This is a genomic window from Streptomyces sp. NPDC093510 (genome assembly GCF_040683555.1).
Lineage (GTDB): Bacteria > Actinomycetota > Actinomycetes > Streptomycetales > Streptomycetaceae > Streptomyces.
The window spans coordinates 72,789-96,070 of record NZ_JBFBEE010000020.1 but is presented as its reverse complement, the minus strand read 5'-3'; the positions used below and the strand labels follow the sequence as shown (position 1 = coordinate 96,070).

The 23,282-nt window shown below is 70.9% G+C and carries 22 protein-coding genes; 5 read left to right on the top strand and 17 right to left on the bottom strand.

The window, feature by feature from the left end; all coding sequences use genetic code 11:
• Positions 1–12: 12 nt before the first annotated feature.
• Together AB0N81_RS29395 and AB0N81_RS29390 are read right to left on the bottom strand one after the other, a co-directional pair.
• A complete protein-coding gene (locus tag AB0N81_RS29395; RefSeq protein ID WP_365363533.1) occupies positions 13–1,200 on the bottom strand; it encodes a glutathionylspermidine synthase family protein in 1,188 nt (395 codons plus the stop codon).
• A gap of 14 nt (positions 1,201–1,214) precedes the next feature.
• Positions 1,215–1,604, bottom strand: coding sequence for a hypothetical protein (locus AB0N81_RS29390; protein ID WP_365363531.1), 390 nt, complete (start codon positions 1,602–1,604; stop codon positions 1,215–1,217).
• Between the two features lie 160 nt (positions 1,605–1,764).
• Between AB0N81_RS29390 and AB0N81_RS29385 the strand changes: the two genes are divergently transcribed.
• On the top strand, positions 1,765–2,631 hold the full coding sequence (locus AB0N81_RS29385) for a hypothetical protein (protein WP_365363654.1): 867 nt from the start codon (positions 1,765–1,767) through the stop codon (positions 2,629–2,631).
• Positions 2,632–2,664: 33 nt separating this feature from the next.
• On the opposite strand, the gene AB0N81_RS29380 is transcribed toward AB0N81_RS29385, so the two are convergent.
• On the bottom strand, positions 2,665–4,071 hold the full coding sequence (locus AB0N81_RS29380; RefSeq protein WP_365363529.1) for a PLP-dependent aminotransferase family protein: 1,407 nt from the start codon (positions 4,069–4,071) through the stop codon (positions 2,665–2,667).
• Between the two features lie 47 nt (positions 4,072–4,118).
• Here AB0N81_RS29380 and AB0N81_RS29375 point away from each other — a divergent pair, with 47 nt between their 5' ends.
• From AB0N81_RS29375 to AB0N81_RS29365, 3 genes are read left to right on the top strand one after another with little or no spacing between them, the layout of a single operon-like run.
• Positions 4,119–4,673 carry a carboxymuconolactone decarboxylase family protein gene (locus tag AB0N81_RS29375; protein ID WP_365363527.1) on the top strand — a complete coding sequence of 185 codons (555 nt, stop codon included), beginning with the start codon at positions 4,119–4,121 and terminating at the stop codon, positions 4,671–4,673.
• Positions 4,670–5,116 (top strand): carboxymuconolactone decarboxylase family protein, encoded by a 447-nt coding sequence (locus AB0N81_RS29370; RefSeq protein WP_365363525.1) that lies wholly within the window; start codon positions 4,670–4,672, stop codon positions 5,114–5,116. The genes AB0N81_RS29375 and AB0N81_RS29370 overlap by 4 nt, the downstream gene beginning before the upstream one ends.
• Positions 5,110–5,838, top strand: coding sequence for an isocitrate lyase/phosphoenolpyruvate mutase family protein (locus AB0N81_RS29365; RefSeq protein ID WP_365363523.1), 729 nt, complete (start codon positions 5,110–5,112; stop codon positions 5,836–5,838). Before AB0N81_RS29370 ends, AB0N81_RS29365 begins: the two co-directional genes overlap by 7 nt.
• 95 nt (positions 5,839–5,933) lie before the next feature.
• Here the strand turns inward: AB0N81_RS29365 and AB0N81_RS29360 are convergent, their stop codons facing one another.
• The 9 genes from AB0N81_RS29360 to AB0N81_RS29320 form a co-directional block, all read right to left on the bottom strand.
• Positions 5,934–6,899: a glycine betaine ABC transporter substrate-binding protein gene (locus AB0N81_RS29360; RefSeq protein WP_365363521.1), complete on the bottom strand. Its 966-nt coding sequence runs from the start codon at positions 6,897–6,899 to the stop codon at positions 5,934–5,936.
• Position 6,900: 1 nt separating this feature from the next.
• Entirely contained in the window at positions 6,901–8,868 is a 1,968-nt protein-coding gene (locus tag AB0N81_RS29355; protein WP_365363519.1) for an ABC transporter permease subunit, read from the bottom strand.
• On the bottom strand, positions 8,868–9,983 hold the full coding sequence (locus tag AB0N81_RS29350; RefSeq protein ID WP_365363517.1) for a glycine betaine/L-proline ABC transporter ATP-binding protein: 1,116 nt from the start codon (positions 9,981–9,983) through the stop codon (positions 8,868–8,870). The genes AB0N81_RS29355 and AB0N81_RS29350 overlap by 1 nt, the downstream gene beginning before the upstream one ends.
• Complete coding sequence (locus tag AB0N81_RS29345) at positions 9,980–11,515, bottom strand: GMC oxidoreductase (RefSeq protein ID WP_365363515.1); 1,536 nt, start codon at positions 11,513–11,515, stop codon at positions 9,980–9,982. The genes AB0N81_RS29350 and AB0N81_RS29345 overlap by 4 nt, the downstream gene beginning before the upstream one ends.
• 121 nt (positions 11,516–11,636) lie before the next feature.
• A complete protein-coding gene (locus tag AB0N81_RS29340; RefSeq protein ID WP_365363513.1) occupies positions 11,637–13,166 on the bottom strand; it encodes an aldehyde dehydrogenase family protein in 1,530 nt (509 codons plus the stop codon).
• Positions 13,167–13,247: 81 nt separating this feature from the next.
• Positions 13,248–13,811 carry a hypothetical protein gene (locus AB0N81_RS29335; RefSeq protein WP_365363511.1) on the bottom strand — a complete coding sequence of 188 codons (564 nt, stop codon included), beginning with the start codon at positions 13,809–13,811 and terminating at the stop codon, positions 13,248–13,250.
• Positions 13,811–14,056: a helix-turn-helix transcriptional regulator gene (locus AB0N81_RS29330; RefSeq protein WP_365363509.1), complete on the bottom strand. Its 246-nt coding sequence runs from the start codon at positions 14,054–14,056 to the stop codon at positions 13,811–13,813. Before AB0N81_RS29330 ends, AB0N81_RS29335 begins: the two co-directional genes overlap by 1 nt.
• Before the next feature lie 152 nt (positions 14,057–14,208).
• Positions 14,209–15,198: a malate dehydrogenase gene (locus AB0N81_RS29325; protein ID WP_365363507.1), complete on the bottom strand. Its 990-nt coding sequence runs from the start codon at positions 15,196–15,198 to the stop codon at positions 14,209–14,211.
• 760 nt (positions 15,199–15,958) lie between these two features.
• Entirely contained in the window at positions 15,959–17,194 is a 1,236-nt protein-coding gene (locus AB0N81_RS29320) for a DUF2690 domain-containing protein (protein WP_365363505.1), read from the bottom strand.
• A 676-nt stretch (positions 17,195–17,870) separates the two neighbouring features.
• On the opposite strand from AB0N81_RS29320, the gene AB0N81_RS29315 reads away from it, so the two are divergent.
• Positions 17,871–18,215 (top strand): hypothetical protein, encoded by a 345-nt coding sequence (locus AB0N81_RS29315; protein ID WP_365363503.1) that lies wholly within the window; start codon positions 17,871–17,873, stop codon positions 18,213–18,215.
• Positions 18,216–18,279: 64 nt separating this feature from the next.
• On the opposite strand, the gene AB0N81_RS29310 is transcribed toward AB0N81_RS29315, so the two are convergent.
• The 5 genes from AB0N81_RS29310 to AB0N81_RS29290 form a co-directional block, all read right to left on the bottom strand.
• Positions 18,280–18,969, bottom strand: a complete 690-nt coding sequence (locus AB0N81_RS29310; protein WP_365363501.1) for a response regulator transcription factor — start codon at positions 18,967–18,969, stop codon at positions 18,280–18,282.
• Between the two features lie 106 nt (positions 18,970–19,075).
• Positions 19,076–20,251: a sensor histidine kinase gene (locus tag AB0N81_RS29305; RefSeq protein WP_365363498.1), complete on the bottom strand. Its 1,176-nt coding sequence runs from the start codon at positions 20,249–20,251 to the stop codon at positions 19,076–19,078.
• A 371-nt stretch (positions 20,252–20,622) separates the two neighbouring features.
• Entirely contained in the window at positions 20,623–22,494 is a 1,872-nt protein-coding gene (locus AB0N81_RS29300; RefSeq protein ID WP_365363495.1) for an ABC transporter ATP-binding protein, read from the bottom strand.
• Positions 22,495–22,498: 4 nt separating this feature from the next.
• Positions 22,499–22,915 carry a lasso peptide biosynthesis B2 protein gene (locus AB0N81_RS29295; RefSeq protein WP_365363493.1) on the bottom strand — a complete coding sequence of 139 codons (417 nt, stop codon included), beginning with the start codon at positions 22,913–22,915 and terminating at the stop codon, positions 22,499–22,501.
• A 125-nt stretch (positions 22,916–23,040) separates the two neighbouring features.
• Complete coding sequence (locus AB0N81_RS29290) at positions 23,041–23,277, bottom strand: lasso peptide biosynthesis PqqD family chaperone (RefSeq protein WP_365363491.1); 237 nt, start codon at positions 23,275–23,277, stop codon at positions 23,041–23,043.
• Between the last annotated feature and the right edge of the window lie 5 nt (positions 23,278–23,282).

Below are 23,282 nucleotides of genomic sequence, written 5' to 3'. Positions count from 1 at the left end.
GCCTCTGCCCGTTCACAGGATGACGTGCGGGACGAACCTCGCGTACTCGTCCGTGATCAGCCCCGAGGACTCCCTGATGCCGAGTCCCGCCGCCTCGTCCGCCACGACCCACGCACCGAGCACGACCCGATTGCCGTCGAAATCCGGCAGCGGCGCCAACTCCTGGTAGCAGCACGGCTCTTCGCGCGGGGCGGGCGTGCCGGTGCCCGGCTCGTGCACCGTCACTCCCGCGCCCTCGCGTCCGAGCAGCGGCTTGGCGACGTACCCGCCGGACGCGGCGAGTTCGCGCGGGCCGTCCAGGTACGCGGGGAGCAGGTTCGGGTGGCCCGGGTACAGCTCCCACAGGACGGCCAGCAGCGCCTTGTTGGAGAGGAGCATCTTCCAGGCGGGCTCGATCCACAGCGTCGAGCCGGTGCCGCCGCCGTTGTCGAGGGTCTCCAGGACGTGCGGCGCGAAGCGGTCCGTGGTCAGCCACTCCCACGGGTAGAGCTTGAAGCAGCTGCGCATGAAACGGAGCTTCTTGTCGACGAAGCGGCGCGAGAGGCGGTCCCAGCCGATGTCCTCCATGGAGATGGACTCGGCGGCCAGCCCGGCCTGTTCGGCGGTCTCGCGCAGGTACGCGACCGTCATCAGGTCCTCGCCGAGTTCGTCGCCGGCGGAGTGCGCGAAGTAGAGCGGGCCGCCCGGGGGCAGCAGCGGGGCCTGCTTCTTCCAGGCGTCGACGAGGCGTTCGTGGAGGGAGTTCCACTGGTCGGCGCCCGGGAAGCGCTCCTCCATCCAGAACCACTGGGGGCTCGCGGCCTCGACGAGGGAGGTGGGCGTGTCGGCGTTGTACTCCAGCATCTTGGCCGGGCCCGTGCCGTCGTAGCGCAGGTCGAAACGGCCGTAGAGGGAGGGGAGTTCGGCGCGGCGGTGCCAGGCCTCGACGACGGCGTCCGCCACTCCCTGATCCGTGATGCCGAGGTCGGCGAGACGGTCGTGCTCGACGATGTGCGCGGCGGCGGCCAGGCACATCGCGTGCAGCTCCTCGACGACCTCCTCCAGCGCCTCGACCTCGGGCAGGGAGAAGACGTAGTAGGCGCTCTCGTCCCAGTAGGGGCGCAGGGAGTCGTCGGGGTAGCGCGTGAGGGGGTAGATGAGCCCCTGGTCCTCGACGGTCTGCTGCCAGCCGGGGCGCGGCTGCGTGGTGCGGCGTTCCATGGTGTGCCGGCCGCTCAGCCGCCGCCGCTGCCGCTGCCCGAGCAGCCGAAGCCGTCCCGGTCGACGGCCTCGCTGCGGCTGAACGTGCCGAAGTCGGCGTAGCGGCCGTCGACGTCGGCGTCGTAGTACCAGGCCGGGTCGGGGCGGCCGGACGACGTGCCGGTGCCGTGGGAACCCTTGCGGGACTTGCCGGAGGAACCGGATGAACCGGCCGAACCGGAGCCGCCCGGCTTGCAGTTGCTGTCGCTCACGATGCGGTAGCCGTTGACGACGTCGTAGCTGTCACGGTCCACGCACCGGCGGTCCGGGTCGGAGCCGCAGGAGGTGAGGGCCGCCGCGAGGACACCCATGCCGCCGAGCGCGACCGTGCTGGACCTCAGCCGCCGTGGTTGCTTCTGTGCCATGTGGTGCCGTCCCCCGTCGTCCTGCTGCCTCGTCCTGCTCCGTACGTGCTCAGTGGCCAGCGTAGGGAAGCCGCGGCACGCCGTGCCAGCCGCCTCCACCGGATGTCCCTCGGGTCTCCTTTGACTCACCTTCCTCTACAGTCACTTCGTGTCTCTTGGGATGATTTGCGCGCTCGGTTCGGCTGTCTGCTTCGGTACGGCCTCGGTTCTCCAGGCGGTCGCCACTCGCGCCACCGCGCCGGGCACCGGGTCCGGCGTCGACCCGGCGCTGCTGCTGCGCGCCGTGCGCCAGTGGCGTTACGTCGCGGGGCTCGCCCTCGACGGCATCGGTTTCCTGCTGCAGATCGTGGCCCTGCGCTCCGTCCCGATCTACGCCGTGGGAGCCGCGCTCGCCGCCAGCCTCGCCGTCACGGCCGTGGTCGCGTCCCGGCTGCTGCGGGTCCGGCTCAGCGGCGTCGAATGGGGTGCGGTGGGCGTCGTCTGCGCGGGGCTCGCGATGCTCGGCCTCGCGTCGGGCGACGAGGGCGACCGCACCGGCTCGACGACCCTGCGGTACGTGATGCTCGGTGTCGCCGTCGCCGTGCTGGTCCTCGGCGCGGTCGCCGGCCGGCTGCCCGGCCGTGGGCGGGCACTGGCGCTCGGGCTGGGTGCGGGGTGCGGCTTCGGGGTGGTGGAGGTGACCGTGCGCCTCATCGACGACGTGGCGCCGAGGGCGCTCCTGGCCAACCCGGCGACGTACGCGCTGCTGGTGGGCGGTGGCGCCGCCTTCCTGCTGCTCACCTCGGCGCTGCAGCGCGGCTCGGTGACGACGGCCACGGCGGGCATGGTGATCGGCGAGACGATCGGCCCCGCCCTGGTGGGCGTGGTCTGGCTGGGCGACCGCACCCGGGAGGGCCTCGCAGGGCTGGCGGTCCTCGGCTTCGCGGTGGCGGTCGCGGGGGCACTGGCGCTGGCCCGCTTCGGCGAGGCACCCGCCGAGGCGGAGTCCCCGCCCACCGCACCGCTCCTCGAAGGCCGTCGGGACTGACGAAGGCCGGTGCGGGCTGATACGGACAGCTCCTCAGGGCAGCACCCGGCACAGCGACTCCAACGCCCCCGCCCAGGCATGTTCCGCGGGCGTCCCGTACCCCACCACCAGCGCGTCCCGCTCCCGGTCTCCCGCCAGGGGGTGGCGGAAGCCGGACAGGCCGTGGACCGCGAGGCGTTCCCAGTTGGCCGCCTGGACGATGGACCGCTCGGTGCCCGGGGGCAGTTCGAGGACCGCGTGCAGGCCCGCCGCGATGCCGGTGGCGCGGACGTCGGGCGCGTGGGCGGCGAGCGCCGCCACGAGCTGGTCGCGGCGGCGCCGGTAGCGCAGCCGCGCGCCGCGCACATGACGGTCGTACGCCCCCGACGTGAGGAACTCCGCGAGCGTCAGCTGCTCCAGGGCGCCGCAGGAAGCGCCCGCGGCGTCCTTCTCGCCGAGCACCTCGTCGTGCAGGCCGGACGGCAGCACCATCCAGCCCAGGCGCAGGCCGGGGGCGAGGGCCTTGCTGGCCGTGCCGAGGTACACGACACGTTCGGGGTCGAGGCCCTGGAGCGCGCCGACCGGCTGGCGGTCGTAGCGGAACTCGCCGTCGTAGTCGTCCTCCAGGATCACGCCGCCCTCGCGCCGCGCCCAGTCGACGGCCGCCGCGCGCCGGTCGGGATGGAGCGGCACGCCCATCGGGAACTGGTGGGCGGGGGTGAGCAGCACCGCCTCCGGCGCGCCGGGCCCCAATGCCGAGACGTCCGTGCCGAGTTCGTCGAAGGCGAGCGGCGTCGTGCGCAGGCCCGCGCGGTGCAGCAGGTTCCAGTGGATGTCCAGGCCGTACGACTCCACGGACACCTCCCGCAGTCCGCGCGCCCGCAGCACCCTTCCCAGGAGCGAGAGCGCGTGCACGTACCCGGCGGTGACGACGATGCGGTCGGGGTCGGCGTGCACCCCGCGGGCCCGCGCGAGATACCCGGCGAGGGCGGTGCGCAGTTCGGTGCGGCCGCGCGGGTCAGGGAAGCCGAGCGCGTCGTTGGGTGCCGCGGCCATCGCGCGCCGGGCGGCCTTGAGCCACTCCGCGCGCGGGAAGGACGCGAGGTCCGGCGAGCCGGGGGTGAGGTCGTACGTCGGCGGCCCGCCCTTCCTGCGGGGCGGGGCAGGCCGTACCGGCGGAGCGATGACCCTCTCGGCGACCCGTGTCCCCGAGCCCTGCCGTGCGGTCAGCCAGCCCTCGGCGACCAGGTCGGCGTACGCGTCGGCGACCGTGTTCCGGGCGATGCCGAGGTCGACGGCGAGGGAGCGGGACGACGGAAGGCGGGTGCCGGGCGCCAGGCGGCCGCCGCGCACGGCCTCGCGGAGGGCGTCCGTGAGGCCCTTTCGGACGCCGTGGCGGGAAGCGTCGCCGCCTGTCTCCAGGTGCAGGTCGACGCCCAAAGTGGCCCAGGTTTCTCCCATGGAAATGGACCATACCCGTGGGCTATCCCGACCGTACCTTCGACAGCATGACCACGAACGTGACCACCGCCGGAAGTACCACCGAGAGCACCACCGAGAACGCGAACGAGAACGCCACCGCCAAGGAGTACGCCCGCGAGCACACGCCGCGCCTCGCCTGGGGCCGACACGCCCCCGAGGTCTTCAAGGCCATGGTCAAGCTCGACGCGGCCGCCCGTAAGGGCCTCGACCCGGTGATCTACGAGCTCGTCAAGATCCGTGCCTCGCAGCTCAACCGCTGTGCGCTCTGCCTCGACATGCACACCAAGGACGCCCTCGCGGCGGGCGAGAGCGTCGAGCGGATCATCCAGCTCAGCGCCTGGGAGGAGTCCCGGCACTTCTACACGGCGAAGGAAGCCGCCGCGATCGAGCTGACCGAGGCCATCACCGTTCTCACCGAAGGTTTCGTGCCGGACGAGGTGTACGAGAACGCGGCCGCGCACTTCGATGAGGCGGAGCTGACCCAGCTCATCGCCGCGATCACCGTCATCAACGCGTGGAACCGCTTCGGCGTCAGCACGCGCCAGGTGCCGGGCCACTACAAGGCCGGGGACGCCAAGTGAGCCCTCGCACGACGCACTTGGACAAGCGGGTCGCCGGTGCGATGAGCGAGCTGAGCGCCGCCGCCAAGAAGGGGCTCGGCGACCCCGCCCTGGCCGAGTTGGTCATGGTGCGGGCCTCGCAGATCAACGCCTGCGCCTTCTGTCTCGACATGCATGTGGACATCGCGTCGAAGAACGGCGAGAGTCCACAGCGGATCGCCCTCCTCGACGCCTGGGAGGAGGCCGGGGACCTCTTCACCGAGCGTGAGCGCGCCGCCCTCGCGCTCACCGAGGCCGTCACCGTCCTCACGAAGGGCTTCGTCCCGGACGAGACGTACGAGAAGGCCGCGCTCCACTTCGATGAGGGTGAACTCGCCCACCTCATCGGCCTGATCACCGTGATCAACAACTGGAACCGGCTGATGGTCAGCCGCCGCATCGAACCAGGAGGTCCCGCATGGTGAGCCCCGTCGAAACCCTCCGCGCCCTGCACCACGGCCGGGCGCAGGACGACCCGCTGGTCCTGCCGGGGCCCTGGGACGCCGCGAGCGCCCGGGTGTTCCAGGAGGCGGGGTACGAGGCGCTGGCCACGCCCAGCGCCGGGATCGCGCTCTCCCTCGGGTACGAGGACGGGCAGGTGCCGCCGCAGGAGATGTTCGAGGCGATCGGCCGGATCGTGCGGTCCGTCTCCGTCCCGGTGACCGCCGACATCGAGGCCGGTTACGGCCTCGCCCCGAAGGAACTGGTGGACCGGCTCCTGGAGACGGGGGCGGTCGGCTGCAACCTGGAGGACTCCTTCGGCGGGCACGGCACGGGCACCCTCAGGGACCCCGCCGAGCAGGCCGCGTTCCTCGCGGCGGTGCGTGAGGCCGCGGGCGACCGGCTCTTCGTCAACGCCCGCGTCGACACGTTCGTCCGCGGCGTCACCGACCCACAGGACGCGATCGAGCGGGCCCGCCTGTACCGCGAGGCCGGGGCCGACTGCGTCTATCCGATCCTGGCGCCGGCCGAGGCGATTCCCGCGCTGCGGGCGGGGATCGAGGGGCCGATCAACGTCGTGGCGGTGCCGGGCGGGCCCTCTCCGCGGGAGCTCGGCACGCTGGGCGCGACGCGCGTCACGTTCGGCCCCGGGCTGCTGCACAGGGCCATGGCGGGCCTGAAGGACATCGCCGAACAGCTGAGGTAGGCGTGGACGTGCCGGGTGCCGGGTGCCGGTTTCCCGGCACCCGGCACCCGGCACCGCGGCCACGGAGAGGGCCCGCAACGACCGGGCCCGGCCGGCTACTTGGGCAGCCAGCCCTTCCACTTCGACTCGTTCTTGTCGATCCACGCCTTCGCCGCGTCGTCCGGCGACATCTTCTTGTCGGCGATCATCAGGGAGACCTCGTTCTGGTCCTCCTCCGACCACTTGAAGTTCTTCAGGAACTCCGCGGCCTCGCCGCCGTTCTTCGCGAAGTCCGCGTTGAAGTACTTCTGCAGCGGCGTGTGCGGGTAGGCACACTTGATCTTCGCCGGGTCGGCGTCGCAGCCCTCCTTGTACTCGGGCAGCTTCACCTCCGTCATCGGCACCTTCTCGAACAGCCACTGCGGCTTGTACCAGTAGGTGAGGAACGGCTTCCGCTGCTTGGCGAACTGCTCGATCTGGGTGATCTGCGCCGCCTCGGAACCCGCGAAGACGACCTCGTAGTCCAGGTCCAGGTTCTGCACCAGCGCCTTGTCGTTCGTCACGTACGACGGGGAGCCGTCCATGAGCTGGCCCTTGCTGCCGCTCTCGGACGTGCGGAACTGGTCGGCGTACTTGTTGAGGTTCTTCCAGTTCGTGACGTCCGGGTGCTTCTTGGCGAAGTACGTCGGGACGTACCAGCCGATGTGCCCCGTCACGCCGACGTCGCCGCCGGGGACGATCGTCTTCTTGTCCTTGACGTACCGCTGCTCCTGCTCGGGGTGGCCCCAGTCCTCCATGATCGCGTCGACGCGGCCCTGGCTGAGGGCGTCCCAGGCGGGCACCTCGTCGATCTGGACCTTGTCGACGCGGTAGCCCAGCTCGTTCTTGAGCAGGTACTCGGCGACGGCGACGTCCGCCTGCGCGCCGACCCAGGACTGGACCGAGAGGGTCACCGTCTTGGCCCCGGCGGCGTTCGCGTACGGCGACGCCTGCTTGCTCATGTCGGCCGCGCCGCAGCCGGAGAGCGCGAGGAGCGCACCGGCGGCCGTGACGGCGCTCATGACACGCGTACGAACGCGCATGTCAGGCTCCCTTCTTCGTGCGGCGCTCGGTGGGCTGCGTGACCCGGTCGAGCATCAGGCCGAGGCAGACGATCGCGGCACCGGCCACCAGGCCCGTCGCCAGGTCGCCCTGCGCGATGCCGAACACCACGTCGTAGCCGAGCGCGCCACCGCCGACCAGACCGCCGATGACGACGACGGCGAGGACCAGGACGACGCCCTGGTTGAGGGCGAGCATGAGGGCAGGGCGGGCCAGCGGCAGCTGGACCTTGCGCAGCAGCTGCCAGCTGGTGGCGCCGAGCGAGCGCGAGGACTCCATCGCGGCGGCGTCGACCTGGCTGAGGCCCTGCGTGGTGATGCGGACGACGGCGGGCAGCGCGTAGACGACGGCGGCGGCGACCGCGGGGGCGCGGCCGATGCCGAAGAGCGCGACGACCGGGATCAGATACACGAACTGCGGCATCGTCTGGAACACGTCGAGCACCGGGCGGAGCAGGCTTTCGAACCGCTTGCTGCGGGACGCGGCGATGCCGATCGCGAAGCCGAGGACCAGCGTCACCGCGACACCGGCGAGGACCTGCGCGAGCGTGTCGAGGGACTTGTCCCACACGCCGAGCACGCCGATCGCGGCCATCGCGGCGACGGCGGTCAGCGCCGTCTGCCAGGTGCCGATCAGCCAGGCGAGGGCGGCGACGACGAGCAGGACCGACCACCAGGGCAGCCCTTGCAGGCCGTCCCTGACCGGGTTGAGGACCCAGGTGGTGAAGTGCGAGGCCCAGTCGGCGGTGCCGCCGACGACGGGCACGCCGGTGTAGATGTGGTCGACCATCCACTCCTTGGCGGTGTTGACCGACGGGGCGATGTTGACGACCCAGCCGGTCGGCCAGTCCACGCGGTCCGCGAAGCGGGCGGCGAGCGCGGCGAGCACCGTCACGGCGCCCGCGACGGTCCAGCCGCGCCAACCGCGCAGCGCCGACGTGTCCTCGGCGTGCGCGCCTGTGCGCTCCCCGGCCGCCCCGGTCACCCGGTCCAGGACCACGGCGAGCAGCACGATCGGGATGCCGGCGGCGAGCGCCTGACCGACATCGACGGTGGAGAGCGCCTGGTAGACGCGGTCGCCGAGGCCGCCCGCGCCGATCACCGAGGCGATGACGGCCATGGAGAGCGCCATCATGATCGTCTGGTTGAGGCCGAGGAGGAGTTCCTTGCGGGCGAGGGGCAGGCGCGCGGAGAACAGCCGCTGCCGGCCGGTCGCGCCGAGCGAGGTCACCGCCTCCATCACGCCGCCGTCGGCGCCGCGCAGGCCGAGCGCGGTGAGCCGTGCCATGGGCGGGGCGGCGTACACGACCGTCGCGATGATGGCCGCGGGGACGCCCATGCCGAAGACGAGGGCGAAGGGCAGCAGATAGGCGTAGGCCGGCAGCACCTGCATGGTGTCGAGGACCGGCCGCAGGATGCGGAAGACGCGGTCGTTCAGCCCGCCCGCGAGGCCGAGCAGCAGGCCGATCACGACCGAGGCGAGGACCGCGACGATCATCAGGGCGAGCGTCTGCATGGTCGGCACCCACATGCCGAGCAGCCCGCACACGGCGAACGCGGACGAGGCCAGAACGGCGAGCTTGACGCCCGCCACACGCCAGGCGACGAGCCCGGCACCGATGGTCACGCCGGCCCATCCTGCGGCGAGCAGCACGAGGTAGACGCCGCGCACGGAGAGCACGATGGCGTTGGAGACGTGCCCGAGGAAGTAGACGAACAGCGGGTGGCTGTCGCGGTTGTCGATGATCCAGTCGGTCGTCTTCCCGAGCGGCTCGGTCAGATCGACGGTGAGCGCGTCCGGCCAGGCGCCGGAGGCCCACTTGGCGTTGACGATCGGCACGAGCACGGCCGCGGCGACGGCGAGCAGCAGGAGCTTGCCGACGGCACGGTGACGCAGGAGCGCGCCGATTCCCGTATCCCTGACGGGCCCCGAGGCGGTGGCGGTGGCCATCAGGCGACCACCTCGCCCTTGCCGGGGACGTTTGGTGCCGGGGCCGCGGTGGTACCCGCGACCACGGCGAGCAGCCCGGCGTGGTCCACCACGCCGAGGCAGCGCTTGCCGTCCATCACGCGCGCCGGGGAGCCGGTGCGGGCGACGGCCTCGATGGCCTCGGTGACCTTGGCGTCGGGGGCGAGCGCCGCGCCGCCGGTCTCCTCGTCGCCCTCGGCGGGGCGCATGGCGCTGCGCACGCTCATCACGTCGGCGCGCACCACGTCGCGCACGAAGTCGCGTACGTAGTCGTCGGCCGGGGAGCCGACGATCTCCTCGGGGGTGCCGAGCTGGACGACGCGGCCGTCGCGCATCAGGGCGATGCGGTCGCCGAGCTTGAGGGCCTCGCTGAGGTCGTGGGTGATGAAGACCATCGTGCGGCCCTCCTCACGGTGCAGGCGGACGACTTCCTCCTGCATGTCGCGGCGGATCAGCGGGTCGAGGGCGCTGAACGGCTCGTCGAAGAGGAGGACTTCGGGGTCCACGGCGAGGGCGCGGGCGAGGCCGACGCGCTGCTGCTGGCCGCCGGAGAGCTGGCCGGGCTTGCGCTGTTCGAGCCCTTCCAGGCCGACCTTCTTGACGACTTCGAGGGCCTTGGCGCGGCGTTCGGCCTTGCCGACGCCCTGGATCTCCAGGCCGTACGCGACGTTGTCGAGGACCGTGCGGTGCGGCAGGAGGCCGAAGTGCTGGAAGACCATGGCGGCGCGGCGGCGGCGCAGTTCGCGCAGGCGGGCCTTGTCCATGGCGAGGACGTCCTCGCCGTCGATGGCGAGGGAGCCGGAGGTGGGCTCGATGAGGCGGGTCAGGCAGCGTACGAGGGTGGACTTGCCGGAGCCCGACAGGCCCATGACGACGAAGACCTCGCCCTTGTTGACCTCGAAGGACACGTCGCGCACGGCGGCCGTGCAGCCGGTCTGCTCGCGCAGTTCGGCGGGGCTCAGGCCGTGCAGCTCCGTGTCGCCGGGTATCCGCTCGGCCCGGGGGCCGAAGACCTTCCAGAGGTTCTCGACGGCGAAGACGGGCCCGTCACCGGGCGTCGCGTGCTGGTCCGTGGTCGTCACGGTGGCCTCGCTCATCGGCCGTCACCACCAAGGATCTCGGCACATTTCTCCCCGACCATGAGCACTCCGATCATCGGGTTCACGGCCGGCATCGTCGGGAAGACGGATGCGTCCGCGATACGGATTCCGGCCAGGCCCCGAATCCTCAGCTCCGGGTCCACCACGGCGAGTTCATCAGTGGAGGCGCCCATTCGGCAGGTGCCCGCCGGGTGGTAGACGGTGTGCGCGGCCTTGCGGACGAGTTCGCTGATCTCGGCGTCGTCGGTGACGTCGGGGCCGGGGAAGACCTCGCGCTTGAGCCACTTCTTGAACGGCTCGGCCTGGGCGACCTTGCGGGCCAGCTTGATGCCGTCGACGAGGGTCTGCCCGTCGTAGTCCCCCTCGTCCTCGAAGTACTTGAAGTCGAGGGCGGGCTTGACCTCGGGGTCGGCGGACGTCAGGTAGAGGCGGCCGCGGGAGCGGGACTTGGGGATGTTCGGGGTCATCGACACGCCGTGCTCGGGGCGTTCGTAGCCGAGACGCTCCGGATTGTCGGTGAACGGGATCTGGTAGAAGTGGAACATCAGGTCCGGGCCCTTGTGGTCCGGGTCCCGCTTCACGAACAGACCGGCGTCCGAGTCCATCGCGGAGTTGCCGGGGATCGGCCCGTCGGTCTCCCAGACGATGACCGACTCGGGGTGGTCGATGAGGTTCTCGCCGACGCCCGGCAGGTCGTGCACGACGGGGATGCCGAGGGCTTCGAGGTCCTTCTTCGGGCCGATGCCGGAGTGCATGAGAAGCCGCGGCGTGTCGACGGCGCCGGCGCAGACAAGGACCTCGCGGCGGGCGGTGAAGAGCTTCTCCACACCGTCCTTCATCCGCACGTGGACGCCGCGGGCGGTCTTGCCCTCCAGCTCCAGCTCGGTGGCCCAGGTCTCCAGGAAGAGGTGGAGGTTCGGGCGGTCACCGGCCTCCATGTGGGGGTGGAGGTAGGCGACCGAGGCGGAGGAGCGCTTGTTGTTCTCCGGGTGGTACGAGAGGTCGAAGAAGCCGACGCCCTCGTCGAACGGCTTGTCGTTGAAGCCGACGATCTCCGGGACGCCGAGCGCGGTCTTCGTCGCCTCGACCCAGTCGCTGGCGATCTGGTTCTGGTCCTTCTTGGCGACGCGCACGATGTTGTTGCGCAGCTTGCCGAAGTAGGGGTCCATGGCCTTGGCGTTCCAGCCGGTGGCACCCGCCGCCTCCCACTCGTCCCAGTCGGACGGCAGCGGCTTGAAGGAGATCAGGGTGTTGTGCGACGAGCAGCCGCCGAGCACCTTGGCGCGGCTGTGCAGGATGTGCGAGTTGCCGCGCGGCTGCTCGGTGGTCGTGTACTCGTAGTCCAGCTCGCCGCCGAGCAGACCGAGCCACTTGCGCAGCGTGAGGACGTCCTCGCGGTCGATGTCGCTGGGGCCGCCCTCGATGACGGCGACGGTGACGTCCGGGTTCTCGGTGAGACGGGACGCGATCACCGATCCGGCGGTACCGCCACCGACGATGACGTAGTCGAACTCGGTCTGGTCAGACATGCCTAGTACTCCTCTTCCTGCGAGGTCGTGCCAAGGTGCTTACGCGTAATGAGCGGGGGGCGCTTGAACGTGTTGCGCGCGGGGCGGTGTCCGCCCCGCGCGTACCTCTGCGTACCGGGGATCAGCCGGCGAACCAGCGGACCGGCTGCGGTGCCAGGTTCTGGTAGATGTGCTTGGACTCGCGGTACTCGGCGAGCCCCGCGGGGCCGAGCTCGCGCCCGACACCGCTCTTGCCGAAGCCGCCCCACTCCGCCTGCGGAAGGTAGGGGTGGAAGTCGTTGATCCAGATGGTGCCGTGGCGCATCCGCCGTGCCATGCGCCGCGCGCGGCCGGAGTCGCTGGTCCACACGGCGCCCGCGAGACCGTACTCGGTGTCGTTGGCGAGCGCTACGGCCTCGTCCTCGGTACGGAAGGTCTCCACGGTCAGGACGGGCCCGAAGACCTCTTCCCGCACGACCTTCATCTCACGGTGGCACTGGTCTAGCACGGTCGGCTCGTAGAAGTACCCCTCGGCGGGCCGCACTTCGCTCGGCTCGGGCCGCTTGCCGCCCGACCGCAGCACAGCGCCCTCGTCCAGGGCGGAGGCGACGTACATCTCGGTCTTCTCGCGCTGCTGCTGCGAGACGAGCGGCCCGCACTCGACACCGTCCTCGGTGCCGCGCCCGAGCTTGATCTTGCGGGCCCTGCGGGCGAGTTCGGCGACGAAACGCTCGCGCACGGACTCCTCGATGATGAGGCGGCCACCGGCGGAGCAGACCTGCCCGCTGTGGATGAAGGCGGCGTTGAGCGCCTGGTCGACGGCGGTGTCGAACCCTTCGTCGCTCGCGCAGGCGTCGGCGAAGACGACATTGGGGTTCTTGCCGCCGAGCTCCAGGGCGACCTTCTTCACGCCGAGCGCGGCGGCCTGCGCGACCTTGGTGCCGGAGACGAGGCCGCCGGTGAAGGAGACCAGGTCGACGTCGGGGTGGTCGGCGAGCCGGGCGCCGACGGTGTGGCCGGGTCCGGTGACGATGTTGGCGACGCCCGCGGGCAGCCCGGCCTCGACGAGCAGCTCGATGAGCGCGACGGTCGTCAGCGGGGTGATCTCGCTGGGCTTGATGACGAAGGTGTTGCCGGCGGCGAGCGCGGGCGCGACCTTCCAACTGGCCTGCAGCAGCGGGTAGTTCCAGGGGGTGATCATCGAGCAGACGCCGATGGGCTCGTGCACGACGACGCTGTGGATGTCGTCGGACCCGGCGTCCACCACTCGCCCGGCACCCTCACCGATCACCAGGTCGGCGAAGTAACGGAAGGCGTCGGCGACGCAGTCGACGTCGACGCGGCCCTCTTCGAGGGTCTTGCCCGCGTCGCGGCTCTCGAGCAGCCCGATCTCCTCGCGGTCACGTACGAGGAGATCGGCGACGCGGCGCAGGAGCGCGGCGCGCTCGGCCACGGGCGTGCTCGGCCAGGGGCCCTCGTCGAAGGCCTTGCGTGCGGCGGCGATGGCGGCATCCGCATCGTCCGCTCCGCCCTCGGCGATCACGGCGAACGGCTTGGCGTCCGCCGGGTCGAGGATCTCGCGGGTGGCGCCGGAGGCGGCCGCAAGCCACTCTCCGCCCACATGGATGGTCTGTTGTGCGGACACGTCCCGTTTGCCTTCCGTTCCTGTCATATGCCCCGCCTGTCACTCGCGGTAGCCGGGTGCACCTGCCCTGACCGGAAGAAAGCATGCGTGTCCCGCACGTGCGCTGCGTCACTCGCTCCTGGCGGCTCCGACAGCGTTCTCCTCGCCGAACTCGCCGAACTCCTCGTCCACGGGCTCATCGACCACGGCGAGCCCCGCCATCCACAGCGGCATGAGCCAGTGCACGACGAGAACACTGAACAGCACAGGAAAGACGAGCCCCTCGATCTCCACGCCCGCGAACCCGGCGACGCCCACCCCCACGGTCGCGCTCAGCAGGAGCCACATCATCACGCGCTGTGCACGAGCCGCCACACGGTCCCTCTCCGCGCGCTGCCGCTCGTCGAGGGCGCGCACGCGCAGTTCGAGCAGCCCGCGGGTCGCGCCGTTGATGGCGCTGGTCGCCACACACCACGGCACCAGGACGCCGAGAATCGCGAACGTCGCCCAGCGCTCGTCCCCGAGCACGGAGTAGAGCGAGCAGGCGATACCCGCCGCGGTCAGCACGATGTGCGAGATGACGGCGGTGCGACGGCGGGCCGCGGTGGCGTAGAGCAGGGCGGCCTCGCGCCGGTTCATGATCGCGTACATGCGCCGGTCGTAGCCGGTCATGGGCCGCTCATCGGTCTTCATCACTGCTTCCTCCCGTAGACCTCATCCGTGAGCGGGCGAAACGGCTCGAGGGAGAACAGGGCCTCGACCGGCAGCTCGAAGAACTTGGCGATCTTCAGCGCGAGGTCGAGGCTCGGGTTGTACTGCCCGCGCTCGATGTAGCCGATGGTCTGGTAGTGGGCTCCCACCGCCTCGGCCAGGCTCTGACGCGACACCTTCCGCTCGGCGCGCACCACCGCCAGCCTGTTGTGCACTTGCTCGCTCATGTATAAGAAGTACTACATTCGCGAGTACGAAAGCAACACCACCCCGGCCACCGCCTCCCCCCCCCACCCCCGAAACGCCGACCGCCGCCCCCGGTGGCCGCGGTGAGCGGCCGCCGGGGGCGGCGGAAGGTGACGCGCGAGGGCGCCGGGACTCAGATGAGGCCGAGACCGCGGACGGCCTCGCGCTCCTCGGTGAGCTCCTGCACGGACGCGTCGATGCGCGCACGCGAGAACTCGTTGATGTCCAGGCCCTGGACGATCTCGTACTTGCCGTCCTTGGTGGTGACGGGGAAGGAGGAGATGAGGCCCTCCGGAACGCCGTACGAACCGTCCGACGGGATACCCATCGAGGTCCAGTCACCGGCGGCCGTGCCGTTCACCCACGTGTGGACGTGGTCGATGGCGGCGTTGGCGGCGGAGGCGGCCGACGAGGCGCCACGGGCCTCGATGATCGCGGCGCCGCGCTTGGCGACGGTCGGGATGAACTCGTCGGCGAGCCAGGACTGGTCGCCCACGACGTCCGCGGCGTTCTTGCCGGCGATCTCCGCGTGGAAGATGTCCGGGTACTGGGTGGCCGAGTGGTTGCCCCAGATGGTGAGCCGCTTGATGTCGGCGACGGACGAGCCGGTCTTCTTCGCCAGCTGCGACAGCGCGCGGTTGTGGTCCAGGCGCGTCATCGCGGTGAAGCGCTCGGCGGGTACGTCCGGGGCGGCGGCCTGCGCGATGAGCGCGTTGGTGTTGGCGGGGTTGCCGACCACCAGCACCTTGATGTCGTCGGCGGCGTTGTCGTTGATGGCCTTGCCCTGCGGCTTGAAGATGCCGCCGTTGGCCTCGAGGAGGTCACCGCGCTCCATGCCCTTGGTACGGGGCCGGGCGCCGACGAGCAGCGCGACGTTGGCGCCGTCGAAGGCGACGTTGGGGTCGTCGCTGATCTCGATCCCCTTCAGCAGCGGGAAGGCGCAGTCATCGAGCTCCATGGCGGTGCCCTCGGCGGCCTTCAGCGCCGGCGTGATCTCAAGAAGGCGCAGGTTGACCGGCACGTCCGCGCCGAGCAGGTGGCCCGAGGCGATGCGGAAGAGCAGCGCGTAGCCGATCTGGCCGGCCGCGCCGGTGACGGTGACATTCACGGGAGTGCGGGTCATGGCGATCTCCGTAAGACAGCTGGCGGTGGGGTCCCGTGTCCCTCTACTGGATCCCCTTGTTCGCGGATCCCCGCCGACGCCACGCCGAGTCCTCGATCGCCTCTCGATGATCGATCTCTTGGCATCAAGAGAGATCCGCCGTCAGGCTATCGCGCCCCGAGCGCCCCCGGTCCCCGGGTCAGTGTGGCCCGGCCCACAGCGTCACTCCCCCGGCCCGCCACCCCTAAAAAGGGGGGCGGCCGCCACGAGGGGGGGAGCGCGGCGGCCGCCGTGGGGGTGTGACCACTCCCGTGGGGGTACGTTTCGCCTGCCCTCCGATCCCCATCTCATTCCCCCCACCGCCAGACTTTCTCGCCACGCCCCCAAACCCCCACGCTGACCAGCGACTTATCCCACCCACCCGTGCGCCCGGGGACGCCCCGCGGGAGTAGGGGCGGGTGGGCGGGGTGCCCCCCGCGACGTCCCCCCGGGGTAGGGGCACCAAGCCCGCCGCTCCGCGGCGGATGTATCCCACCCACCCACCCGTGCACCCCGCGACGCAGCTGCCAGGTAGGAGCAGGAGAGGCTGCGCCCCCCACCGGGCCGCAGCCGCAAGCGCTCCCGAGGGGACGTGGGGGTATGTGCGCACGGAGCACCGAGCACACTCTGGCGTCTTTGGACTTGAGGCGCGGCGCAGGGATAGCGAGTACGTACATACCCCCGCGGCCCCGCCCCACAGACGGGCGGAAGGCGCAGACCGGCACCAAGGGAGCCCGCGAGCCTACTCCGTGCACCCCGTCACCCCGGACGTAAGCGCCGCGCACGCCTTCGCCGAAGTCCCCGAAGACGCCGCCACCATCGGCGTATACGCGTCGAAGTCCTCGTTCACCGTTCCGCGCTGCTTGGCCGCGCCCCCATCCCCCGACCCCGTGATCGTGAGCTCGTCCCCCGGCGCAGCCTGCGTGATCCGCGCCCACGCGGCCCCACACGCCTTGCTGTACCGCACCTCGACCAGCGTCTTCCCGACCGTGGCCCGCGACGTGGTCTTCGCCAGCTCGCCCCCGCACCCCATGTTCTCGGGGTCCTTGCCCGCACAGTCCTTGCCGCTGCACTCGACCCCCGCGGGCAGCTTCTTGTCGCTGGTGCTCGGCGACACGGACGGCTTCGCCTCGTCCTCGCCCTTGCCGTCGTCCCCGAACCCGGTCAGGAAGACCGCGGCCGCGATGACGACGAGGGCGCCGACTATGCCCGCGAGGAACATCGTCAGCTGCCGACGCCGCCGCTGCCGATCCGGCGACTCCGCGTCACGCGTCGACGGCACACCCGGGGCAGGGCCACCCACCGGCCCCCCGCCACCCCCACCACCACTGCCACTGCCACCTCTCCCCTCACCGAAGGGAGACGCGGAAACATCACCGTACGAACTGGACGACGCCCCGTACGACCCCGGCCAACCCGAAGAAGCGGCGCCCCCCTGCGGCGGCACGGTCGGAGAGACCCCGGCAGGCCCAGCCACCCCGGTGACGGGCCCGACACCGACGGCTCCCGCACCGTCCTGGCGGGAGGCCTTCGAAGACTTGGAGGACTTGCGGGAAGAAGACGCGGCGGAGGAAGACGAGTCGGCCGGCGAGGAGGACGCACCCGGAGCCTGCCCCGCCGCACCCCCCGCCGCACTCCCCGACTCCCCCAACGCCGCCCGAGCCTGAGAGATCCGGATCGCCTGCATCGTCATGTCGTGCCGCATCTCGGACCGGCTCCACGCCCGCTCCGCCAGCTCCCACATGGTGATGAGATGCACGGGCTGCGTCCCGGTCACCTCCGCCAGCGCGACGATCGCCCCCTTGGGCGCGAGCAGCCGCCCGTTCAGATAGCGCTCCCACGACGTCTTGCTGTAGCCGGTCCTGTCGGACACCGCCGCGATGCTGAGACCACTGCGGTCGACGAGCCTGCGCAGCTGACTGGCGAACTCCCTGACCTCAGGGTCCAGCTCATCCGGTAGCGCCTTCCAACGAGGCATTGCTCCCCCTATTCCCCCCGTACGTACGTGTCCTGCCCCCGCGCCGACCCCGGGCCGGCCCCGCGCCGCCCCCGTCCTGGACTATCCAGAGGGATGCTCGGAGCCAGGGTGTCAGTTCCCGGAGTGGGGGGTGCACGGAAGCTTTCGGGCCACCGACGGGCGCCGCCACGCCCCCGCCTCCCCCGCACTCCCGAACGATTCGCACTCCCCGAGGTCCAGGGCCCAGTGTCCCACCGCCGCCCCCTCCACCATGCGGAACCCCAGCTACCGGCCCAAGATGCCCGAAAGCTTCCGTATTGCCGCAACCAACCGCCCCCGACCCCCTCCACCCCGTCGCACCCCCCAACCACCCCGTTGCACACCTCGAACACCGTTGCGGAATGGTCACCTCCGTGCCACAGGAACCAGCCACGCCTTGTCCACGGTTGGCGGGTCCATGACTCTGGATCACGAGCGGAACGCACCGCTTATATCGGGAGGTTCCAGCAGGAACATCATCTTCCCGACCGACGGTGCCCGTCCTCCCACGGGGGTGAGGACGGGCACCGTCTTCCTTTCAGAAGCGCGGTGTGTCCCCGAAAGGGCGACTTCGGCCATGTCTTGCGACCCCGGGACCGACGAACTCGGCAGAGTCGATGCGGCAACGGCACGCAGCAAAGCACCGAAGGGACCACACATGAAGTACGGCAAACGCCTCGCCGGCACCGTCATCACCGCAGCCGCCGCCCTGCTCGGCACGGCCCTGGCGACACCCCCCACCGCGTCGGCGACCCCGGCGCCCGGGTCGGTGCCCGGGACGGCCTCCGCGAGCGCCCTCCGCGGCACGGCCCCCGTCTGCGTCAAGCGGGACGTCATCAAGCACCGGAAGTACGTGAAGGTGACCAACCACTGCGGCCGGGCCATGCACCTGAAGGTCGTCATCGACTGGGGCAACGACTCGCCGTGCCTCACGTACCAGCACAACGAGCAGTGGGAGTGGAACTGGGGCCGCGGCTCCTACGGCAAGGTGGTCACCTGCTGACACCCGTGACACCCGCGCTGCCCTCACCCCACCGCCACCACCCCCTCCCCTCCCCCCTGGCCCCCTACCCCCCGGCCCCCGGCGTGACCAGCCCCGTCTCATACGCCACGACCACGGCCTGCGCCCTGCTGTCCAGGTCGAGCTTGCTCATCGTGCGGTTGAGGTGGGTCTTGACGGTGGCCTCGCTGATGTAGAGCCGTTCGGCGATGTCCGCGTTGGTCAGGCCGCGGGCGATCAGCTTGAGGACCTCGACCTCGCGCAGGGTCAACGCCGCGAGGTCGGGCGGCGGTTGTTCCTTCTCGCCCCCGGCCTCCGCCGCCTGCCGGGCGAACGCCTCCACGAGGCGGCGCGTCACACTGGGTGCGAAGAGCGCGTCGCCCCCACCGACCGCCGCCACCGCGGCCAGCAGCCGCTCGGGCCCCGAGTCCTTGAGCAGAAACCCGGACGCGCCGGCGCGCAGCGCCCCGTACACGTACTCGTCGAGGTCGAACGTCGTCAGCACCAGGACACGCGGGGCGGGGTCGGCGGCCTGTTCCAGGATCTTCGCGGTGGCCGTGATGCCGTTCATGCCCGGCATCCGGATGTCCATCAGGACGACGTCGGGACAGGTCCGTGCCGCGAGCTCGACGGCCTCGTCGCCGTCACCCGCCTCTCCCACGACCTCGATGCCCGGAGCGGCGCGCAGCAGGCCCACCAACCCCGCACGGATGAGGAATTGGTCGTCGACGACGAGCACTCTGATGCATGCGGTCATCCGGTCACCCGGTCACCCGACTCATTCGGCTACCCGGCTCACCCGGTCACCCGACTCATTCGGTCACCCGGCTCATACGCTCACCCGGCTCATACGGTCACCCGGCTCATTCCGTTGCGTCGTCCCCCCGCGCCGCTGCCCGCGCCGAGGTCGGCAGGGTGAGCCGCACGGCGTATCCCCCCTCGCTCAGCGGGCCGATACTGATCGCCCCGCCGTAGAGCTTGGCCCGCTCCCGCATCCCAATCAACCCGTGTCCACTGCCCGTCCGCACTCTGTCCTGATTCACCCCCTCGGCTTCACTCGCCGTGTCATTGACGACCGAGACCCGTATCCGCTGCCGCTCGTAGGCGAGTTCGACGGTCGCCGCGGCGCCGGGGGCGTGCTTCAGTACGTTGGTGAGGGCCTCCTGCACCACGCGGTAGGCGCAGAGTTCCACGCCGGGCGCCACCGGCCGCGGCGTTCCCGTGACGCGCAGTTCGACGGGGATGCCCCCGGCGCGGATTCGTTCGATCATCTCGTCCAGGCGGGCGAGGCCCGGCATGGGCGCCGCGGGGACGTCACCGGTGTGCTCGCCGTCCTCGGCGCGCAGCACCCGCAGCATGCGGCGCAGTTCTTCGAGTGCCTCGCCGCTGGTCCCGGAGATGGTGCCGAGCGCGGCGCGCGCGGTGGCGGGGTCGGTGCCGAAGACGAACGTGGCGAGGCCCGCCTGCACGGATATCACCGACATGTGGTGGGCGACCACGTCGTGCAGCTCGCGTGCGATGCGGCCCCGCTCCTCGGCGACCTCGCGCCGGGCCCGTTCGTCCTGCTCCCGCTTCAGCTGCCGGGCCAGTTCCGCCGACCGGCGTGCGACGTGTCCGAAGCGCCAGAGGACGAGCGAGAAGCCGACGGCCTGGCCGACGACGGACGGCATCGACGCGTCCTCGCTGATGACCCCTGCGTAGATCCACAGGGCGGCCATGAGCGCGGTACAGGGGAGGGAGATGCGCGGGGGACGCAGGGAGGCGACGGTGTAGACGGTGAGCATGGGGCCGAAGGTGCCGACCACGGGCCAGTAGCCGACGGTGACGTAGACGAACCACGCCAGATGTACGACGAGCAGGACGGTGAGCGGGGCTCTGCTGCGGGCCGCGACCGGAACGCAGACCAGCGCCACCAGCGCGTATCCCACGGGGTCGAGCGCCATCCAGCCCTGTTTGACGGACTCCTGCCCGAGCAGTACGGCCACCGTGGTCAGGGCGACCGCGATGAGTGCGTCTACGGCTAGGGGGCGGATCCGCATCGCCGCAGCGTAACGCGCGTATGGACGGCGCAACGTCAACCGGTCGCAGTACAGCGGTAGTTGTAGGAACCGCGCGTCTACCACGCCCGGAGCAGGCGGAGTTCAACCCAGCACGTGACGACGCGGCAGGCACCCCGCCCGTAGTTTGTGGAACCAGTGGACCGCGGCCGTCGGGATGGCACGGGGGAACGCCCGGTCCACATGGCGGTGGCCCGTCCCCTCGGGGGAGGACGGGCCACCGCGACACGCCGGCCGCACCGCTGACGAGCTTCCGCGAGCTCATCACGGGCGTGGAAGCAGCGCTCGACCTGCGGGCACACCAGACGGATGCGCCACACACACCCACACCCCCCACACCCCACACCCCACGATCAACGATCGAGAAGTTGCGTGTGCGCCAGTTTGCTGTAGAGGGCGTCATGCTTGATGAGTTCACTGTGCGTGCCGATCGCTCGTACGCATCCGGCCTCCATGACGATGATCCGGTCGGCCGTGGTGACGGTGGAGAGCCGGTGGGCGATCACCATGACGGTGGTGCCGCGGGCGGCATCGGTGATCATGTTGCGCAGTGCCGCCTCGTTGGCCGCGTCGAGTTGTGAGGTGACTTCGTCCATCAGCAGCAGTCTCGGGCGGCGCAGCAGAGCGCGGGCGATCGCCACCCGCTGTCGCTCGCCCCCGGAGAGGCGGCTGCCGCGGTGGCCGACGTGGGTGTCCAGCCCGTGGGGGAGGCGGTCCGTCAAGGTGTCCAGCCGCGCCATGTGCAGCACCTGGGCGAGTTCTTCGCCGGAAGGGTCGCCGGCGCCGAGCGTCAGGTTGTCCCGCAGTGTGCCGGCGAGGACGGGGGTGTCCTGTTCTACGTAGCCGATGGATGCGCGGAGCCGGCTCAGGGGCCACTGCCGTGTGTCCTTGCCGCCCACAAGGATGCACCCGGCATCAGGTTCGTAGAAGCGCTCGATCAGAGAGAAGACGGTGGTCTTGCCGGCGCCGGACGGGCCCACGATTGCCGTCAGACCGCGCCTGGGCACGGTGAAGGAGACCTCGTGGTGCACCCTGGGCAGCCCGGGCCGGTAGGAGAAACGGACTTGACGGAAGGTCACGTCGAGTGGCGACCGGCAGTCCTCGGCGGCCATGTCGGGTGAGTCGCCCCTCGCTGTCACTGTCACTCCCCGCGTGTGCTCGGCCGCGCGCTCGGGTTTCACCTGTTCGGCCTCGAACGTCTCGATCTGCTCGATGCGGGCAGCGGCTGCAGATCCGATCTGGAACTGGCTGACTCCTTCGACGAGTTGACCGATGCGAGGAGCGAGGGCGAAGAGATACAACAGAAAGGCGACCAGGGTGGAGACGCTGATTGTGCCGGAAGTGACCCGGGCGCCTCCCACCCCGAGCACAACGAGGAAGCACACCTGAACGACCACCGCCGACGCTGTGGCCGACACCGCCTCCCACGCCGCAGCCCGCGTACCTCTGCGGCGGGCGTGTTCGGCCGCACGATGCAGCGCTTGGGTCTCCCAGTGCTCGGCACCCGATGCCTTGACCGTGCGAAAGGCTCCCAGGACGCGCTCCAGAGCGCCCCCGATGTGGCCCACCGCATCCTGCACCTGCCGGGTGGCGCGGCCGATGCGCGGAGCCACGACCGCGACGATGACACCGACGAACGCGATCACGCCGAGAGTGACGCAGAGCAGGACGGCGTCGAGGAAGCCCATGATGACGACGGTCGCAGCGGTGACCAGTGTGCCGGTGACGGCGGCGGACACCGCCTGGGGCGCGGTCTGGCGCAGCAACGTCGTATCGGAGGTGACGCGGGCGATCAGGTCGCCCGGCTCGGTGCGCTCCACCACGGGCACCCGCAGGCGCAGCAGCCGCTCGGTCAGCCGGCAGCGGGCGGCGCAGACCATGGACTCGGCCGACCATTGCAGCACGTAGTGGCCCAGCCCCGCGAGTACCGCCCCTGTGACCACCAGCAGGCTGAGCATGAGGATGGGGCCGGCGGCCGGCCGGCCCTGGCTCATGTCGTCCATCACGCGCTTGGCTGCCAAGGGCTGGGCCAGGCCCATGACGCTGCCGACGAGCCCCAGCAGGACACCTGCGGCCATGCGCCAACGCTGTGGGCTCAGATGGGTCATGAGCGCTCGTTGTGCCGCCCAGGTGCGGTCGGGGCCCGTGTCCTCCTCAGGCGCGTCGGAGCCGTCGGCGGGGCCGGTGAGGGGCCGGGGGTCCTCGATGCCGGGGGCCGTGGTCATCGGCTCACTCCACGGTGAAGAAGCGCTGGAAGTATGTGGGTGAGGCGTCTTCGCCGACGAGGGCACCCTCGGCTTCCACCCAGGCGTGGGCGGCGAAGGGCGGTCGGCTGCGCACGCCCACGCACCAGGTGGGCCAGTGGCCGTACCACCGGCAGAGCAGCACGGTGGCCAGGGATCTCGGGAGGCAGCCCTTCTGTCCGCCGGCGGACAGGCTTACGGCGAGTACCGTCTCCCGGGCTTTTTCCGCCTCGGGGAGGGTGGCGGGCCGGGCGCCGCGCCGCAGCCTGGCCAGGATGGTGCGGATGCGGCCCGGCGGCAAGGTGGCCAGCACATGGGCACAGCCCACGGCTGCCCGGGCGGCGAAGCGGCGGCCCACCGGTACGGAACGCGGATCGTAGGGGAGAGCTTCCGGGGTCGTCATGCGTGCCTCTTCGGTCGGAGGAGGGCGGGGCGCAGAGAAACGCCGGGCATGGAGAGCGTGGAGAGGTGGGGCGTCGGGAGGCGCGCAGGAGTCTGACTGCGGGCCCGTGTTGTCGTATGCGTGCGCTATGCGGTGAGGAGTCCTGAGGAGCACAGCTCGCCGACGATGGCGTCGACGTCCTTGGCTGCTTCGTCGGCGTCGACGTCGTCGTACTGCGTGGTCAGTGCCTCGACGGCCCGCTCCGCGCCGCGGGCACGACCGTCCAGCAGGGTTCGCAGGACAAGGGCCGCCGTCGGGTTGAGGGTCCAGTATTCGGCGCTCTTCTGATCGAGCAGCGCCACGCCGTATTCGGTCTCGGTCATCAGGA

What these genes read in the sequence shown, in the direction of transcription:
- AB0N81_RS29395 (WP_365363533.1), bottom strand. Translation starts at nt 1,200, where the DNA reads ATGGAACGCCGCACCACGCAGCCGCGCCCCGGCTGGCAGCAGACCGTC.
- AB0N81_RS29390 (WP_365363531.1), bottom strand. Translation starts at nt 1,604, where the DNA reads ATGGCACAGAAGCAACCACGGCGGCTGAGGTCCAGCACGGTCGCGCTC.
- AB0N81_RS29385 (WP_365363654.1), top strand. Translation starts at nt 1,765, where the DNA reads ATGATTTGCGCGCTCGGTTCGGCTGTCTGCTTCGGTACGGCCTCGGTT.
- AB0N81_RS29380 (WP_365363529.1), bottom strand. Translation starts at nt 4,071, where the DNA reads ATGGGAGAAACCTGGGCCACTTTGGGCGTCGACCTGCACCTGGAGACA.
- AB0N81_RS29375 (WP_365363527.1), top strand. Translation starts at nt 4,119, where the DNA reads ATGACCACGAACGTGACCACCGCCGGAAGTACCACCGAGAGCACCACC.
- AB0N81_RS29365 (WP_365363523.1), top strand. Translation starts at nt 5,110, where the DNA reads ATGGTGAGCCCCGTCGAAACCCTCCGCGCCCTGCACCACGGCCGGGCG.
- AB0N81_RS29360 (WP_365363521.1), bottom strand. Translation starts at nt 6,899, where the DNA reads ATGCGCGTTCGTACGCGTGTCATGAGCGCCGTCACGGCCGCCGGTGCG.
- AB0N81_RS29355 (WP_365363519.1), bottom strand. Translation starts at nt 8,868, where the DNA reads ATGGCCACCGCCACCGCCTCGGGGCCCGTCAGGGATACGGGAATCGGC.
- AB0N81_RS29350 (WP_365363517.1), bottom strand. Translation starts at nt 9,983, where the DNA reads ATGAGCGAGGCCACCGTGACGACCACGGACCAGCACGCGACGCCCGGT.
- AB0N81_RS29345 (WP_365363515.1), bottom strand. Translation starts at nt 11,515, where the DNA reads ATGTCTGACCAGACCGAGTTCGACTACGTCATCGTCGGTGGCGGTACC.
- AB0N81_RS29340 (WP_365363513.1), bottom strand. Translation starts at nt 13,166, where the DNA reads ATGACAGGAACGGAAGGCAAACGGGACGTGTCCGCACAACAGACCATC.
- AB0N81_RS29335 (WP_365363511.1), bottom strand. Translation starts at nt 13,811, where the DNA reads ATGAAGACCGATGAGCGGCCCATGACCGGCTACGACCGGCGCATGTAC.
- AB0N81_RS29330 (WP_365363509.1), bottom strand. Translation starts at nt 14,056, where the DNA reads ATGAGCGAGCAAGTGCACAACAGGCTGGCGGTGGTGCGCGCCGAGCGG.
- AB0N81_RS29325 (WP_365363507.1), bottom strand. Translation starts at nt 15,198, where the DNA reads ATGACCCGCACTCCCGTGAATGTCACCGTCACCGGCGCGGCCGGCCAG.
- AB0N81_RS29320 (WP_365363505.1), bottom strand. Translation starts at nt 17,194, where the DNA reads ATGCCTCGTTGGAAGGCGCTACCGGATGAGCTGGACCCTGAGGTCAGG.
- AB0N81_RS29315 (WP_365363503.1), top strand. Translation starts at nt 17,871, where the DNA reads ATGAAGTACGGCAAACGCCTCGCCGGCACCGTCATCACCGCAGCCGCC.
- AB0N81_RS29310 (WP_365363501.1), bottom strand. Translation starts at nt 18,969, where the DNA reads ATGACCGCATGCATCAGAGTGCTCGTCGTCGACGACCAATTCCTCATC.
- AB0N81_RS29305 (WP_365363498.1), bottom strand. Translation starts at nt 20,251, where the DNA reads ATGCGGATCCGCCCCCTAGCCGTAGACGCACTCATCGCGGTCGCCCTG.
- AB0N81_RS29300 (WP_365363495.1), bottom strand. Translation starts at nt 22,494, where the DNA reads ATGACCACGGCCCCCGGCATCGAGGACCCCCGGCCCCTCACCGGCCCC.
- AB0N81_RS29295 (WP_365363493.1), bottom strand. Translation starts at nt 22,915, where the DNA reads ATGACGACCCCGGAAGCTCTCCCCTACGATCCGCGTTCCGTACCGGTG.
- AB0N81_RS29290 (WP_365363491.1), bottom strand. Translation starts at nt 23,277, where the DNA reads ATGACCGAGACCGAATACGGCGTGGCGCTGCTCGATCAGAAGAGCGCC.